11 protein-coding genes and 1 tRNA gene are annotated in these 14,131 nt (G+C 55.9%); 3 read left to right on the top strand and 9 right to left on the bottom strand.

The annotated features are described in order from the left end of the window. Nucleotides 1-6: 6 nt before the first annotated feature. Nucleotides 7-879 (top strand): NAD(P)-dependent oxidoreductase, encoded by an 873-nt coding sequence (locus ACP2AU_RS08510; RefSeq protein WP_426375690.1) that lies wholly within the window; start codon nt 7-9, stop codon nt 877-879. Nucleotides 880-943: 64 nt separating this feature from the next. Here the strand turns inward: ACP2AU_RS08510 and topA are convergent, their stop codons facing one another. The 3 genes from topA to fadB form a co-directional block, all read right to left on the bottom strand. After that, entirely contained in the window at nt 944-3,583 is a 2,640-nt protein-coding gene (topA, locus tag ACP2AU_RS08505; protein WP_426375689.1) for a type I DNA topoisomerase, read from the bottom strand. A 266-nt stretch (nt 3,584-3,849) separates the two neighbouring features. Continuing rightward, entirely contained in the window at nt 3,850-5,025 is a 1,176-nt protein-coding gene (gene fadA, locus ACP2AU_RS08500; RefSeq protein WP_426375688.1) for an acetyl-CoA C-acyltransferase FadA, read from the bottom strand. 33 nt (nt 5,026-5,058) lie between these two features. Next, the gene (gene fadB, locus ACP2AU_RS08495; protein ID WP_426375687.1) at nt 5,059-7,206 is read right to left on the bottom strand and encodes a fatty acid oxidation complex subunit alpha FadB; all 2,148 of its coding nucleotides are present in this window, start codon (nt 7,204-7,206) and stop codon (nt 5,059-5,061) included. Between the two features lie 315 nt (nt 7,207-7,521). Here fadB and ACP2AU_RS08490 point away from each other — a divergent pair, with 315 nt between their 5' ends. Together ACP2AU_RS08490 and ACP2AU_RS08485 are read left to right on the top strand one after the other, a co-directional pair. Beyond that, a complete protein-coding gene (locus tag ACP2AU_RS08490) occupies nt 7,522-8,340 on the top strand; it encodes a hypothetical protein (RefSeq protein ID WP_426375686.1) in 819 nt (272 codons plus the stop codon). 155 nt (nt 8,341-8,495) lie between these two features. Continuing rightward, entirely contained in the window at nt 8,496-8,927 is a 432-nt protein-coding gene (locus ACP2AU_RS08485; protein WP_426375685.1) for a universal stress protein, read from the top strand. A 16-nt stretch (nt 8,928-8,943) separates the two neighbouring features. On the opposite strand, the gene ACP2AU_RS08480 is transcribed toward ACP2AU_RS08485, so the two are convergent. From ACP2AU_RS08480 to ACP2AU_RS08455, 6 genes are all read right to left on the bottom strand, one after another. Further along, the gene (locus ACP2AU_RS08480) at nt 8,944-9,615 is read right to left on the bottom strand and encodes a DUF6901 family protein (protein ID WP_426375684.1); all 672 of its coding nucleotides are present in this window, start codon (nt 9,613-9,615) and stop codon (nt 8,944-8,946) included. Further along, nucleotides 9,612-11,549 (bottom strand): ATP-binding cassette domain-containing protein, encoded by a 1,938-nt coding sequence (locus ACP2AU_RS08475; protein ID WP_426375683.1) that lies wholly within the window; start codon nt 11,547-11,549, stop codon nt 9,612-9,614. The genes ACP2AU_RS08480 and ACP2AU_RS08475 overlap by 4 nt, the downstream gene beginning before the upstream one ends. A 4-nt stretch (nt 11,550-11,553) precedes the next feature. Then, nucleotides 11,554-12,351 carry an MOSC domain-containing protein gene (locus tag ACP2AU_RS08470; RefSeq protein WP_426375682.1) on the bottom strand — a complete coding sequence of 266 codons (798 nt, stop codon included), beginning with the start codon at nt 12,349-12,351 and terminating at the stop codon, nt 11,554-11,556. Between the two features lie 134 nt (nt 12,352-12,485). After that, nucleotides 12,486-12,561 (bottom strand) — tRNA-Gly (locus ACP2AU_RS08465). A gap of 101 nt (nt 12,562-12,662) precedes the next feature. Next, nucleotides 12,663-13,352 carry a TetR/AcrR family transcriptional regulator gene (locus ACP2AU_RS08460; protein WP_426375681.1) on the bottom strand — a complete coding sequence of 230 codons (690 nt, stop codon included), beginning with the start codon at nt 13,350-13,352 and terminating at the stop codon, nt 12,663-12,665. 148 nt (nt 13,353-13,500) lie between these two features. Continuing rightward, complete coding sequence (locus ACP2AU_RS08455) at nt 13,501-14,103, bottom strand: DUF924 family protein (RefSeq protein ID WP_426375680.1); 603 nt, start codon at nt 14,101-14,103, stop codon at nt 13,501-13,503. Nucleotides 14,104-14,131 lie beyond the last annotated feature (28 nt).

Below are 14,131 nucleotides of genomic sequence, written 5' to 3'. Positions count from 1 at the left end.
CAAGCAATGGCTAGAGTCACCTTTATAGGCCTTGGCGTGATGGGCTACCCCATGGCGGGACACCTGGCCAGCGCCGGGCACAGTGTCAAAGTGTGGAACAGGACGGCCGCAAAGGCAGCCCAATGGGCTTCCGAACACAGCGGAACCGCTTGCGATACGATTTCCGATGCGGTCGAAAATGCCGAATTCGTGATGACCTGTGTCGGGGCTGACAAGGATCTGATTGACGTATTCGAAGGTGATGCGGGTATCATTCCCAATGCGCCCGAGGGCGCCATTCTGATCGATCACACGACCGCTTCGGCGGGCATAGCAGAACGACTGTCAGACTCCGCAAGGGCCCGCAATCAGCCCTTTATCGACGCACCGGTCTCAGGAGGACAGCAAGGCGCGGAAAACGGTGTACTCACCATTATGTGCGGTGGCCCCGGGCAGGCTTTTGAGACAGCGCGGCCGGTTATGGCGCACTACGCCCGGGCACTGAATCTGATGGGCCCGGCAGGTAGCGGCCAAAAAACCAAGATGGTCAATCAGATTGCCATCGCCGGCTTGATTCAGGGTCTTTCGGAAGCGCTTCACTTCGCGGAGCAGGCGGACCTGGATGTCAAAAAAGTGGTAGAAGTGATTTCCCAGGGCGCCGCGCAATCATGGCAAATGGAAAACCGCTCTGACACCATGGCAGATGGCGAGTTTGACCATGGCTTTGCCGTGGATTGGATGCGCAAAGACCTGGGCATCTGCCTGGAGGAAGCCAGGAAGGTTAACGCAACACTGCCGGTGACCGCCCTGGTAGACCAGTTCTATGCCGATGTGCAGGCAATGGGCGGAAGCCGCTGGGACACTTCTTCCCTGATACAGCGACTGAGGAAGTTCCGCTAGATTTCTGGCCGGCCTGAAAGCCACTCACCCTCCGCCGGTCAGCGCCGAGGGTGAATGTTGAGCCTTACTTTTTTTTATCTTTTGGCACCCAGCGACCGCTTTCATACCAGGCCGACCAGCCTGTGGCCTTGCCGTCTTTTTCCGACATTACATACTGCTCTTTGGACTTGCGGCTGTAGCGAATCACCGTTGGATTACCTTCCGGGTCTTTTTCCGGAGCATCCATCAGATAATCGTACTTCGGATCGATTTCCTTGCGGTGCGGCTTGATCTCCATCACCTTTGGTGGCCGGGTTTCCCGATTCTTCGGGAACTTGCTGGCAGCCAGAAACAAGCCAGAAGCGCCATCCCTCAGAACGTAAGTATCGTCCACCTTGTCGCATTTGAGCTCCGGCATCGGCACCGGGTCCATCTTGGGTGGCGCAGGCTCGCCGCTTTTCAGAAGCTTGCGGGTATTCTTGCAATCATCACCGGTACAGCCAAAGTACTTGCCAAAGCGCCCGGTCTTTAATTGCATCTCAGCCCCGCATTTGTCGCACTCCAGGGTCGGGCCGTCATAGCCCTTGATGCGGAAGGTGCCTTCCTCGACCTCGAAGCCAGAACAATCCGGGTTGTTACCGCAGACGTGCAGCTTGCGCTTCTCATCAACAAGGTAGCTGTCCATTGCGGTGCCACACTTGGGGCACCGACGCTTCTTGCGCAGCAGGCGGGTCTCGCCCTCGCCCTCTACATCGTCATCTGCACTGACGACCTCGTCGCCCGAGACCAGATTAATGGTAGTCTTGCAGCGTTCTTTGGGCGGCAGAGAATAACCTGAACAGCCGAGAAAGACGCCGGTGCTGGCCACTCGAATCTGCATATTCCGGCCACAGCTCGGACAGGGAATATCGGTTTCAGTGGGCGTATTGGCTCGCATTCCCCCGTCTGCCTTCTCGGCACTCTCCAACTGATTCCGGAACCTGGCGTAAAAATCGTTCAGTACCTGCTTCCACTCAACCTCCCCCTCGGCAATTTCATCCAGCTCACCCTCAAGGCGCGCCGTGAAATCGTAGTCCATCAGGTTCGGGAAAGATTCTGCCAGCCGCTCGGTCACAATTTCGCCCATTTTCTCAGCATAGAAGCGGCGATTCTGCAACCGGACATAACCGCGATCCTGAATCGTGGAGATAATGGACGCGTAAGTCGATGGCCGCCCGATTCCCTGCTTCTCAAGCTCTTTGACCAGGCTGGCTTCGGTGTACCTCGGCGCCGGCTTGGTGAAGTGCTGGGTGGGATCTAGCTGTTTCAGATCAAGCGCCTGATCCACCTTGATATCCGGCAGAGCGACATCCTCGTCTTTCTTGGCGGACTGAGGCGCGGCTTTCAGAAAGCCTTCGAATTGAACAATACGGCCGCGCGTGCGCAGCTCATAATCGCCATTGGCGACCACAATAGAGGTACTCAGAAACTCTGCATCCGCCATCTGGCAGGCAATAAACTGGCGCCAGATCAGGTCATACAGCTTCTCGGCATCCTTCTCAAGACCGGATATATCGGCCGGACGACGAGACACATCTGTCGGACGAATCGCCTCGTGAGCTTCCTGTGCGCCTTCTTTGCTGCCGTACAGCCTCGGCTTTTCTGGCAGGTAGCGATCGCCAAACTGCTTCTGGACATACTCGCGGCAGGCGCTAACGGCGTCCTGACTCAAATTGGTCGAGTCCGTCCGCATATAGGTAATAAAACCGGCCTCGTAGAGGCGCTGCGCCAGCATCATCGTCTTCTTGACGCTGAAGCCCATGCGATTGCTGGCGGCCTGCTGCAAGGTTGAAGTAATGAACGGAGCCGATGGCCTGGACCGCGTCGGCTTATCCTCGCGCTTGGCTACCTTGAAGCTGCCTGACTCCAGGCGCTCAACGTGTTGACGACTCTCGGATTCATTGACCGGACGATAAGCCTTGTCGTTGTAACGGGTGACTTCGAACCGCACCGGATCCTTGCCGCCGTCGGCCGCCAGATCTGCGTGTAGCTGCCAGAATTCTTCCGGCACAAATTTCCGGATTTCCCGCTCCCGCTCGACAATCAGGCGCACCGCAACCGACTGCACCCGCCCGGCCGACAAGCCGCGGGCAATTTTGGCCCACAACAGGGGTGAGACCATATAACCGACAACGCGATCAAGAAAACGCCGGGCCTGCTGGGCGCTGACGCGATCGTTATCAAGATTGCCCGGCTTCTCGAAGGCTTCCTGAATGGCGCGCTTGGTGATCTCGTTGAAGACAACGCGGCGGTACTTTTCAGGCTCGCCGCCGATGGTTTCCTGAAGATGCCAGGCGATGGCCTCCCCTTCCCTATCCAAATCCGTCGCCAGATAAATGTGATCCGCAGACTTTGCCAGGCGCTTGAGCTCGCTGACCACTTTCTCTTTGCCTGGCAGAATCTCGTAGCGGGCATCCCAGTCCTGGTCCGGGTCGACTCCCATACGGGCCACAAGCTGCGCGCGGGCCTTGCGCTTTTTATGCTCTACCTTTTCTTCCGGGCTCATTTTACGCGTAACCGCCGCCTGCCTGGCCCGCTCTTTGGGATCTGACTGGCTACCACTGCCACTGACCGGCAGGTCACGAATGTGCCCTACGCTGGATTTCACAATGAAATCCGAGCCCAGGTACTTATTGATAGTCTTCGCTTTCGCTGGCGACTCGACAATAACGAGGCTTTTACCCATATCGGAGATCTGTATCCTTGGCGATCAATCGGTCGTAATCTGAACGCAACCGTAAACTCGCATAAAAATCAGGCAGCTGGAAAACACAATGGCTGCCATTCTGTATAGGCTCACTGTTTTACAGGGTCAAGATTGGCAAGACAACCCATTCTTTGATTTCAATCAGCCTTTTTTGAGGCGTTGATCGGTTTTTTCGTCACCGAAAACAGAAAGGCCCGGCATAAGCCGGGCCCCCTGACTGAGCATCATTGATCAGGCATTTCTGATCAGAGACGCTCCCACACCGTGGCGATGCCCTGGCCGAGGCCGATACACATGGTGGAGACACCAAGCTTACCGCCTTTGGCCTGCATCACGTTCAGCAGAGTGGTAGAGATACGGGCACCGGAGCAGCCCAGCGGATGCCCAAGAGCAATCGCGCCGCCGTTCAGGTTAACCTTCTCTTCCATCACACCCAGCAGTTTCAGGTCTTTCAGTACCGGCAGAGACTGGCCAGCAAACGCTTCGTTCAGTTCCCAGAAGTCGATATCTTCAACTTTCAGGCCTGCACGCTTGAGCGCTTTCTTGGTCGCCGGAACCGGGCCGTAACCCATGATCGCGGGATCACAACCTGCTACAGCCATGCTGCGGATCTTGGCGATCGGCTTCAGGCCAAGCGCTTCAGCACGCTCCGCAGACATCAGTACCATAGCGGCGGCACCGTCGGTCAACTGAGAAGAAGTACCCGCAGTCACGGTACCGTTCTTCGGATCAAAAGCCGGCTTCAGCTGGCCCAGAGATTCCGCAGTGGTTTCCGGACGAATGGTTTCGTCTTCTTCGATCAGCTTCACGTAGCCGTTCTCGTCGTGACCTTGCACAGGAACGATTTCGTTCTTGAAGCGGCCCTCAAGCGTGGCTTCGTGAGCCAGGCGATGAGAACGTGCACCAAATTCGTCCTGCTGTTCACGGGTGATACCGTGCATTTTAGCCAGCATTTCTGCGGTCAGGCCCATCATGTTGGACGCTTTAGCAGAGTACTTGGATGCAGCCGGGTTGTGGTCGAAGCCAGCAGTCATGGGTACGTGACCCATGTGCTCTACGCCACCAACCATGAACACATCACCGTTACCGGTCATGATAGCCTGGGCCGCAGTGTGGATCGCGCTCATGGCAGAACCACACAGGCGGTTGACGGTTTGTGCTGCAGACTCGTGGGGGATACGGGTCAGCAGAGAAATCTGCCGAGCCACGTTAAAGCCCTGCTCTTTAGTCTGGTTTACACAGCCCCAGATGACATCTTCAACTTCTTTAGGGTCGAGCTTCGGGTTGCGCTCGAACAGTGCGTCGATCAGCGTAGCCGACAGGGTTTCCGCACGTACGTTACGGAAGCAACCGTTTTTGGCACGACCCATCGGAGTCCGTACGCAATCGACGACGACAACGTCTCTCGGATTAAGGCTCATTGATCTTTCTCCGTTCGGAAATCTCGTTCAGGGTTAGCCAAAGAATTTTTCGCCAGTCTTGGCCATTTCACGCAGCTTCTCGGTCGGGTGATACAAAGGACCCAGATCTGCAAACTTGTCTGCCAGTTCAACGAACTTGTCTACACCCATATCATCGATGTAGCGCAGCGCACCACCACGGAACGGCGGGAAGCCGATACCGAAGATGAGGCCCATGTCCGCGTCAGCAGGATCCTCTACGATGCCGTCTTCGAGGCAGCGTACAGTTTCCAGGCACAGAGGCAGCATCATGCGGGCGATGATGTCTTCATCACTGAAGTCGTTCTTGCCTTGAACCACCGGCTCGAGCAGCTTGTAGGTTTCTTCGTCTACAACCTTCTTCTGCTTACCCTTGCGGTCCAGCTCGTACTTGTAGAAACCAACGTTGTTCTTCTGGCCGTAACGGTTGTTTTCAAACATTACGTCAATAGCGGTGGTTTCTGCGTGCTTCATGCGATCCGGGAAGCCATCGGCCATAACTTCACCAGCGTGTTTGCCAGTGTCCATGCCAACAACGTCCAGCAGGTAGGCAGGACCCATCGGCCAGCCGAACTTTTCCATAACCTTGTCGACTTTCTGGAAGTCGGCACCGTCACGAACCAGACCTACAAAGCCACCGAAGTACGGGAACAGTACCCGGTTAACCAGGAAGCCCGGGCAATCGTTAACAACGATCGGAGTCTTACCCATGGCCTTGGCGTAAGCAACTGTGGTCGCAATCGCGCGATCACTGGTCTTTTCGCCACGGATAACCTCAACCAGCGGCATCATGTGCACCGGGTTGAAGAAGTGCATACCACAGAAGTTTTCCGGACGCTTCAGGTTCTTGGCCAGAAGGTCGATGGAAATGGTAGAGGTGTTCGAGGTCAGGATAGCGTCTTCGCGAACCGCATCTTCGGTTTCACGCAGTACGGCATCTTTCACCTTCGGATTCTCAACAACCGCTTCAACCACCAAGTCTACGTTCTTGAAATCACCGTAGTTCAGGGTCGGCGTGATGCTGTTCAGAACGTCGGCCATCTTGCCAGCGTCCATACGGCCCTTATCAACACGCTTGGACAGAAGCTTCTTGGCTTCTTTCAGACCCAGCGCGATGCCGTCCTGGTTGATGTCCTTCATGATGATCGGCGTGCCTTTCAGTGCAGACTGGTAAGCCACACCACCACCCATGATGCCGGCGCCCAAAACAGCGGCCAGATTCACATCAGAGGCTTCTTTTTCCCATGCGCTGGCTTTCTTCTTCAGCGCCTGGTCGTTCAGGAACAGGCCAACCAGACACGCGGCAACATTGGTTTTGGCCATCTTGGCAAAGCCTTTGGCTTCGACTTCGATTGCCTTGTCGCGAGTCATGCCAGCATGCTTCTGCATGGTCTTGATCGCTTCCACGGGCGCCGGATAGTTTTTGCCGGCCTTGCCAGCCACGAACGCCTTGGAAATTTCGAACGCCATCATACTTTCCATGGCGTTCAATTTGATCTTGCCCTTTTTCTCTTCGCGGCGCGCGAGATTGTCGAGCTTGCCTTCGTTGCACTGATTGATGATAGCGACCGCAGCCTCCACCAGCTTGTCAGCCTCAACAACCGCATCTACAGCGCCAACTTTCAGAGCGGCATCGGCACGATTTTCAGTGCCACCGGAGATCCATTCAACGGCATTGTCCACACCAACCAGGCGAGACAGGCGAACGGTGCCGCCGAAACCCGGGAAGATGCCCAGCTTCACTTCTGGCAGACCAACCTTGGCCTTGGGCGCCATAACGCGATAGTCGGTAGAAAGACACATTTCAAAACCGCCACCCAGCGCGATACCGTTGATCGCGGTCACGGTTGGGAACGGCAGGTCTTCAATGGCGCTGAAAACCTCGTTAGCCTTCAGGTTGTTGGCTACGAGCTCTTCTTCAGAACCTGCAAACAGTTCAGTAAACTCGGTAATGTCTGCACCGACAATGAAGCTGTCTTTGGAACTGGTAACCACCAGGCCCTTGAGGTTCTTCTGGGATTTGAGTGCTTCAGCTGCGGCGCCCAGTTCTTCGATGGTGAGACGGTTGAACTTGTTGACTGACTCGCCTTGCAAGTCGAAGTCCAACTGAGCGATCCCGCCTTCGATCTCTTTAACCGTGATGGCTTTACCTTCGTAAATCATCAACTGATCTCCAGTCTGTGTTTGGAACTGCTGACAACCGGTCGGCAATCACCGCCGGGCCGGCTGTTTGTGCAGCGAGATTTCGGTCACTGCCCGATCTTCCGATCCAAAATTCATACAGTCGTTTGAATCGTGAGGGCACACGATGAAAAAAAAAGACGCGTTTGTCAATTTGTTTCTGATTGAACCTTGGCAGAAAACAGAAAGCTCTCTTCGTAAGCGCCGGAAACCACTTGATTACCCGGCTGAGTTACTTTAACTTCGGGTTGCGACTTTAGTCCACAATAATAAAACAGCATTACGGAGACTCATCCGATGAAAGACGCCCGCTTGCGGACCCAGTCGTTGGTAGCCGCGTTCATGTTACTCGCCCTGACGGCTATGGGCGCCAAGGCCCAGGAAAGCGGAGCGGACTTTTTGTCTGACCTGCACGATTTCCGGGTTAACAACTACATGGCACTCGATGCCTTCTACAATTTCAGCGCCACCGGCGACACCGACACACTGAACCGCATTGTCGTGGGCATCAACAACTCAAACGATGCAATGAATTCGATTGTCGCCAGCACCAGCGGCGCACTCTCTGAAGAGCAGATTGAACAGCTTAAGCAGGAATTTGATCAGTTCAAGAACCTGATGCGCGGCAATATTAACGAAGTCCGTGAGCGGGGGTATCCGGATCTCCGCCTGACGGCAGATCTCGCCAACCAGGCGCTTGGCATGAATACTCTGGCCACGGAGCTTTACACTGTCGCCCAGGAAAGCGGCGACACCACGCCCGATGACAGAATTGAATCCGCCCGCTCTGCCACCGTTGTGATGGCCCAGATGATGGCCAGATACGCAGCCAGAACCCATTCCTCTGTCGCCCAGACCTTTCAGGGCGCCTCCAGTGAAATCCCTCTGGACGAGCAGGCCAAAGCGTTCGACCAACTTCTGGGTGCTCTGCGCTCAGACACAGCACAGGGCGATTTAAAAGCAATGCTTGAGGATGTCGCTTCAAAATGGCGATTCATTCGGGGCTCCTACATCAACTACAACGAGAATAACGTCGGTTTCGTCATCGACCGCTACTCCAAAGGAATCATCGAAGGCCTCACCAGCGCCATCGAACTCATGCGCGCCAGCGCCTGACACGCTCCGGGGTTGGGCTCCCCGCCCGACCCCACTATTGCTCCGGCGTTGATGCCGGTCAGAGTGACAAAACACTTCCCCCCGTATACTCTCGGTATATTCTGGAAAGATTCCAACGTCTGAAAAGACCCTCAAGCACGAAGGAGTGAAAACCTATGTCCACCTATAAGAAAATGCTGGTCGCCATTGATCTTACCGAAGAGGCACCGCAGGTTCTGAACAAAGCAAAAGCGATTTGCAGTGCCGAGGGCGCGGAATTGCTGCTGGTTCACGTGGTAGAGCCGGTGGGCTACGCCTATGGTGGCGACATTCCCATGGATCTGTCGGAGCTTCAGGACCAGCTGGACAAAGCCGCACGGGAACAACTTGGCAAGTACGGAGAGGAATACGGTGTTGCCGCCGGCAACCAGATCGTAACGGTAGGCCGGCCGGAATCCGAGATTCACCGCCTTGCCAAAGAGCATAATGTTGAACTCGTAATAGTCGGTAGCCACGGCCGCAAAGGTTTTCAACTGCTGCTGGGATCAACGGCCAACGGCGTTTTGCATGGCACAGAATGCGACGTCCTGGCGGTTCGTATCCATTAAATGTAAAGGGGAGGCATCAAGCCTCCCCTTTCATCCTTGCCTGCAGCTTTCTGAGCTGGCTTTCCAGCGACACACTGACACTGGATGCCATAGAGAAAAAATTCAGCAGGGCTTTCAGGTTACTGTCTCCCCTGCAAACCGCGTGAATACGCTGCCAGAGGGCTTGATTCACCAGCTGCAACCGCTGGTTACGCTCCACCAACCCCTTCAACTCCCAATCCGCTTCCTGCTGGTTGCGCTTCGCAAACAATTGCTGGAGCAGATAATACCCAACGCTGCGCATGACAAATTCATCGCTGTTGGCAAACGGTAAATGGTGCAACGCCATGGGTTTGAGCTCGGATAAAACAGGGCAGCCACTGGTCGCCATCTTCAAGCCCAGCAGTGAACGCAGAGACTCTTCCAGTGTTGTTTGCTTGAGATAGGAGCGGCGCTCATCGGTGACCAGCACCTCCACCTTCTGATACGCATCGTCCGCCTGAAAAGCCTCCACCACGGGCAGAATTTCAGTCGCTGCCGGGCAGTACGGCGTATCGCCGGCATTCAGCGGACAGTTGGAACACTGGCAGTGCTCAAGGCGAACCCACGCAGGCAAAGACTGCCCTGCCGGCGCTGGAGAGGCCTCACCGGTCACCTTGAATTCGATATTGCGGCCGTCCTGAAAGTTGAAGTTGTAATTTATTTTCATTGATTCGCCTGTTCCTCCAGTTCCATCCACCGCTCAATCACCTGCTCCAGGCGCGATTCCGTTTCCGCCAGTTGCTCCAGAGTGGTTGCTACATCGTCCGCTGGGCCGGAATAAAAGTCCGGCGCAGAAATCTTATCCTGAAGCGCCGCGACCTTCTGCTCCAGGTCTTCAATTTTTCCGGGCAATTGCTCCAGCTCAAGTTTAAGCTTATAGCTCAGCTTTGCGGGCTTTGGTTTTGCCGACTGCCCCACAGTTGCAGCCTCAGGCTCAGCTTTTTTTACTGATCTGTCGGACTTGTCACGCTTGTCCTGTTTGTCCGGCCGGCTGCCGGATGCCTCAGAAGGAAACCGGCCACCCTGGCGTCGCCAATCCGTGTAGCCTCCTACGTACTCCAGCACGGCTCCGGAGCCATCGAGGAAAATCGTGTCGGTAACCACGTTATCGAGAAATTCACGGTCGTGACTGATCACGATAACCGTACCCTTGAACTCTGAAAGCTGCTCCTCCAGTAATTCCAGTGTCTCAACATCAAGGTCATTGGTGGGCTCGTCCAGCACCAGTATGTTGGCGGGCTTGCTGAACAGCTTTGCCAGCAACAGCCGGGCACGCTCACCACCGGAGAAAACGCGCACAGGCGAACGAGCCCGTTCCGGAGTGAACAGAAATTCCTGCAAATAACCGAGCACATGCTTACTCTGGCCATTGATATCGATGAATTCACGGCCTTCCGCCAGGTTATCAAGGGCATTGCGCTGGAGATCCAGCTCTCCACGGAGCTGATCAAAATAGGCAACCTGCAGATTGGTTCCCAGCCGGATATTTCCTGCCGTCGGCTTTAACTCCCCTAAAAGCAGCCGCACAAGGGTTGTCTTGCCGGTTCCGTTCTCCCCAACCAGGCCGATTTTATCGCCGCGAAGTATCGTAAGATCCATATCACGGACCACAGGCTCGCCGTCCACATAAGAAAACCCCGCGCCCCTGGCTTCAACAACCAACTTGCCGGAAATATCCGCCTGCTCTACCGCAAAGCTTGCCGTACCGCCACGTGTCCGCCGCTGACGGTGCTCTTCCCGCATGGATTTCAGCGCTCTCACCCGGCCCATGTTTCGGGTTCGCCTGGCCTTGATACCCTGACGAATCCACGCCTCTTCCTGCTTCAGCCGTTTGTCAAAGAGGGCATTCTGGCGTTCTTCTTCCTCCAGAGCTTTTTCCTTCAACTCCAGATACCGGTCATAGGAGGCGGCAAAACTCACCAACTGCCCACGATCCAATTCCACCACGCGGGTCGCCATCCGGCGGATGAAGGCCCGGTCATGACTCACGAACAACATCGCACCACGAAACTGCGCGAGCGCTTCCTCGAGCCAGGCGATGGCAGGAACATCCAGGTGGTTGGTTGGCTCATCCAGCAACAGGATGTCGGGCTCGGCGACCAGTGCTCTCGCCAGCAGAACGCGCCTTTGCCACCCCCCGGAAAGCGTATTCAGAACCCGGTCGGGATCGACACCATACTGCCCCAGGATCGTTGTTACCTTCTGATCAAGCCGCCATCCGTCGAAGGATTCCAGCCGCTCCTGGACTTTCATCAGGCGCTCAAGACTGGCGTCATCGGCTTGCTGGGACAAATGATGAAATTCTGCCAGCAGGTCGCCCGTTTCAGGGAAAGCCGAGGCTACGACATCGTAGGCGGTGCGAGTATCATCTGAAGGCAGGCTCTGAGGCAGAACCGACAGCACGGCACCATCGTCAAGGCGCACCACGCCCCCATCCGGAGTTACTTCGCCGCTGACGATCTTCAACAGAGTGGATTTACCCTCACCGTTACGCCCAAGCAAACAAACCCGTTCCCCGGGTTCAATGGTAAGGCCGGCATCATCCAATAACGGATGCATACCATAGGCGAGCGAAATGCGATCAAGCGTTAACAATGGCACTGTCTTAATTCTCCTGCTCGGGAACGATTACCAAGTCACCCACTGATATACTCCCTGCCCTTTCATGAACGGCGTTCTGGCCGAAAATGACGCCATCCTGCATTTTGCGATAAGCCGCAAGGGTCTTGAGGGGTTGGGTGGCTGGGTCCTTCTCTCCGGTATCGGGATTGACGGTCGTCATGACGCAACGTGAACACGGCTTGACGAGGTTCATTCGGACATCACCGACACTGACCCTGGCCCAAGCATCTTCAGCCCACGCTGGCGCACCCTCAACAACGATGTTGGGCCGGAAACGACGCATATCGACCTTATGTTCGAGCCTTGAGTTGAGCTCGTCCAGGGAAGACTGGTTGACCAGCAAGATCGGAAAGCCATCTGCGAAGCCAACTCTACGCTCTGCGCTGACCCGCTCAGGGTCCACCCGCCGGAAACAGTCGTCGGGCATATAAACCAGCCGCACCGCTTCACCGCAGTAGCGACTCAACGCCTCACTTGCAGGCCCTGACTCCAGGATTGCGGCCACCTGATCACGCCAGACCGTTACCTCCACCCTTTTGTCTCCGGCTGCCAGCACATAGTCGCCCTCGCCAGGTATACGGATGCCCACCTCGCCGTTAACCAGAGATGTGGCAACGTTGGCCAACACCGGCTGGCGCCTCTGGGTGACGAACCGATGGTCTGCGTCAACAATCATCCAGCGGCGATCGCCCCGGGGGCCGAAATCGTCAAGCCTGAAGTGGGGCACATCGATGCCCGCCAGCGATTTGACCGGATAAATACACAGAGATTTCACCTTCATCGCGCCGCCTTCTGATCGTTTGCCGGGTTACCGTGGGAATGGCTGCCGAGTATAACTGACGGGGACAGGGGTGTGTGCGAAATCGGGGAGCCCAAAACGAAGAAACCCGGCCAATGGGCCGGGTTTCAAAATTCTGGAGCGGGAAACGAGATTCGAACTCGCGACCCCAACCTTGGCAAGGTTGTGCTCTACCAACTGAGCTATTCCCGCTAAATGTCGCCGGGCGTTGCCTGACAACGGGTGCGTATTCTACTGATAACTGACAGGCCGTCAACACTTTCTTTTAAAAATATTCCGTCCCAACACTCCGGCTATGAAGACACCTCCGGCTCTACGCCCAGAGCAAGCTGCACAATTCTGGCAACCGACGCACTCAACACCTCGGCTTCAGTCCCCGGAACCTCCAGCAGCAGATCATAGCTCATGCCCAGCACCACGTTTACGATCAACGAGCCGTCCTGGCGCGGACACGGTGAATCCAGGCGCGTGAGCAACTGTTCCAGGCCATCAATCCAGGACTGCCGGTAACGCCGCGCTACCCTGGCGAGACGATCATCTCTGAGCGCCTCCATCACAAACACCTGCTCTGCCAGAACCTGCTCCCGGCGGCGGGTAAACTGCTCCCGCATCCAGCCCCGGGCAAAGTCGGTAAGCCGCCGGCACAATTCCGGGCGGAATTCGGAGCCCCGCCGCAGATGCTCCGGGGGTACACCGTCCAGAACGAGATTCAGGGTATCGTGAAAAGCCTTCAACTCGGCCCCCGCCTCCTTTGCGTAGAGGGTAAAGGCATCGCTGATCAGTTCGTTGATGTCCCGGAAATAATAGGTGGTTGCCGCCAGAGGAACACCCGCTTCTCTGGCGACTGAGCGGTGTTTTATACCCTTTATCCCGTCTCTGGCTGCCACGCGAATGGTGGCTTTCAGGATACTGGTGCGGCGCACTTCGCTCTTTACCCGCGTAGTTCTGGCATTGCGCCTGGCGGCGCCTCGGCTGCTCGGCATAACTCGACCGCCCTCCGGGCATCTGCTCACCAACGAACTGGAAGATGACATCGCATCGGCACTCCACTGGCGTTTTTATTATTAGTAGACGGGAAGTCTGCCATTACCGCCAATCCGCTTCGTTGAACCAATCGGCACTTCGTTGCAACTACTGGCCAAAGCGAGGCCCATTGGCGAGGTAGGCTATCTCCTCTGGCCCGGACTGCCTTTTCAAGGCTTTATTGCGGTGGGGGAAGCGACCAAAACGCACAACAATATCCCGATGATCGCAGGCCGACTGGAAAAAGCTACTGATGAAATCCCGCAACGGGCCTGAGGTTAATGCCTCCAACTGCTGATAACACTCCACCGAAAGCTCCTGATCGGCAAGCTTCTCGGAATGCTGCAGCGGCATATAGAGAAAGGCGCGCTGCACAGGCGGCAGCTCAAGGTCCTGCCCGAGCTTCATCGCGCTGCGACACAACTGCCTTGCCTGCCTGTCGTTTTCAAAGGCCATAGCCCCTCCTCTGAATATGTTGCGCGTAAACTGATCGAGGAGAAGAATCTCTGCAAGCGCCCCTCCGGCATCTTGTCGCCAATGATCCAGCCCCTGCTCGGAGGCGAACAGAACCAACGACATGAACCGACGGCGAATTTCCTGATCGAAGGCCCGATCACTGCGAAACCATCGGTTTCGATGAACACGATCGGGTAGACCGTGTTCATCCAATTTTCCGAACCAGAAATCCAGAAGCTCTTTCCAATCGAACATCTAGCCACTCCCTGATACATTTACTGTC

The sequence above is a fragment of the Marinobacter sp. VGCF2001 genome (assembly GCF_049943275.1).
Classification (GTDB): Bacteria; Pseudomonadota; Gammaproteobacteria; order Pseudomonadales; family Oleiphilaceae; genus Marinobacter.
The sequence above is the reverse complement of the archived record's forward strand: the minus strand, read 5'-3'. Positions and strand labels throughout refer to the sequence as shown.

Excerpts from the sequence above, each read along its gene's own strand:
- ACP2AU_RS08470 (WP_426375682.1), bottom strand. The coding sequence starts at position 12,351 with ATGAAGGTGAAATCTCTGTGTATTTATCCGGTCAAATCGCTGGCGGGC.
- ACP2AU_RS08490 (WP_426375686.1), top strand. The coding sequence starts at position 7,522 with ATGAAAGACGCCCGCTTGCGGACCCAGTCGTTGGTAGCCGCGTTCATG.
- ACP2AU_RS08455 (WP_426375680.1), bottom strand. The coding sequence starts at position 14,103 with ATGTTCGATTGGAAAGAGCTTCTGGATTTCTGGTTCGGAAAATTGGAT.
- topA (WP_426375689.1), bottom strand. The coding sequence starts at position 3,583 with ATGGGTAAAAGCCTCGTTATTGTCGAGTCGCCAGCGAAAGCGAAGACT.
- fadA (WP_426375688.1), bottom strand. The coding sequence starts at position 5,025 with ATGAGCCTTAATCCGAGAGACGTTGTCGTCGTCGATTGCGTACGGACT.
- ACP2AU_RS08480 (WP_426375684.1), bottom strand. The coding sequence starts at position 9,615 with ATGAAAATAAATTACAACTTCAACTTTCAGGACGGCCGCAATATCGAA.
- ACP2AU_RS08510 (WP_426375690.1), top strand. The coding sequence starts at position 7 with ATGGCTAGAGTCACCTTTATAGGCCTTGGCGTGATGGGCTACCCCATG.
- ACP2AU_RS08485 (WP_426375685.1), top strand. The coding sequence starts at position 8,496 with ATGTCCACCTATAAGAAAATGCTGGTCGCCATTGATCTTACCGAAGAG.
- fadB (WP_426375687.1), bottom strand. The coding sequence starts at position 7,206 with ATGATTTACGAAGGTAAAGCCATCACGGTTAAAGAGATCGAAGGCGGG.
- ACP2AU_RS08460 (WP_426375681.1), bottom strand. The coding sequence starts at position 13,352 with ATGCCGAGCAGCCGAGGCGCCGCCAGGCGCAATGCCAGAACTACGCGG.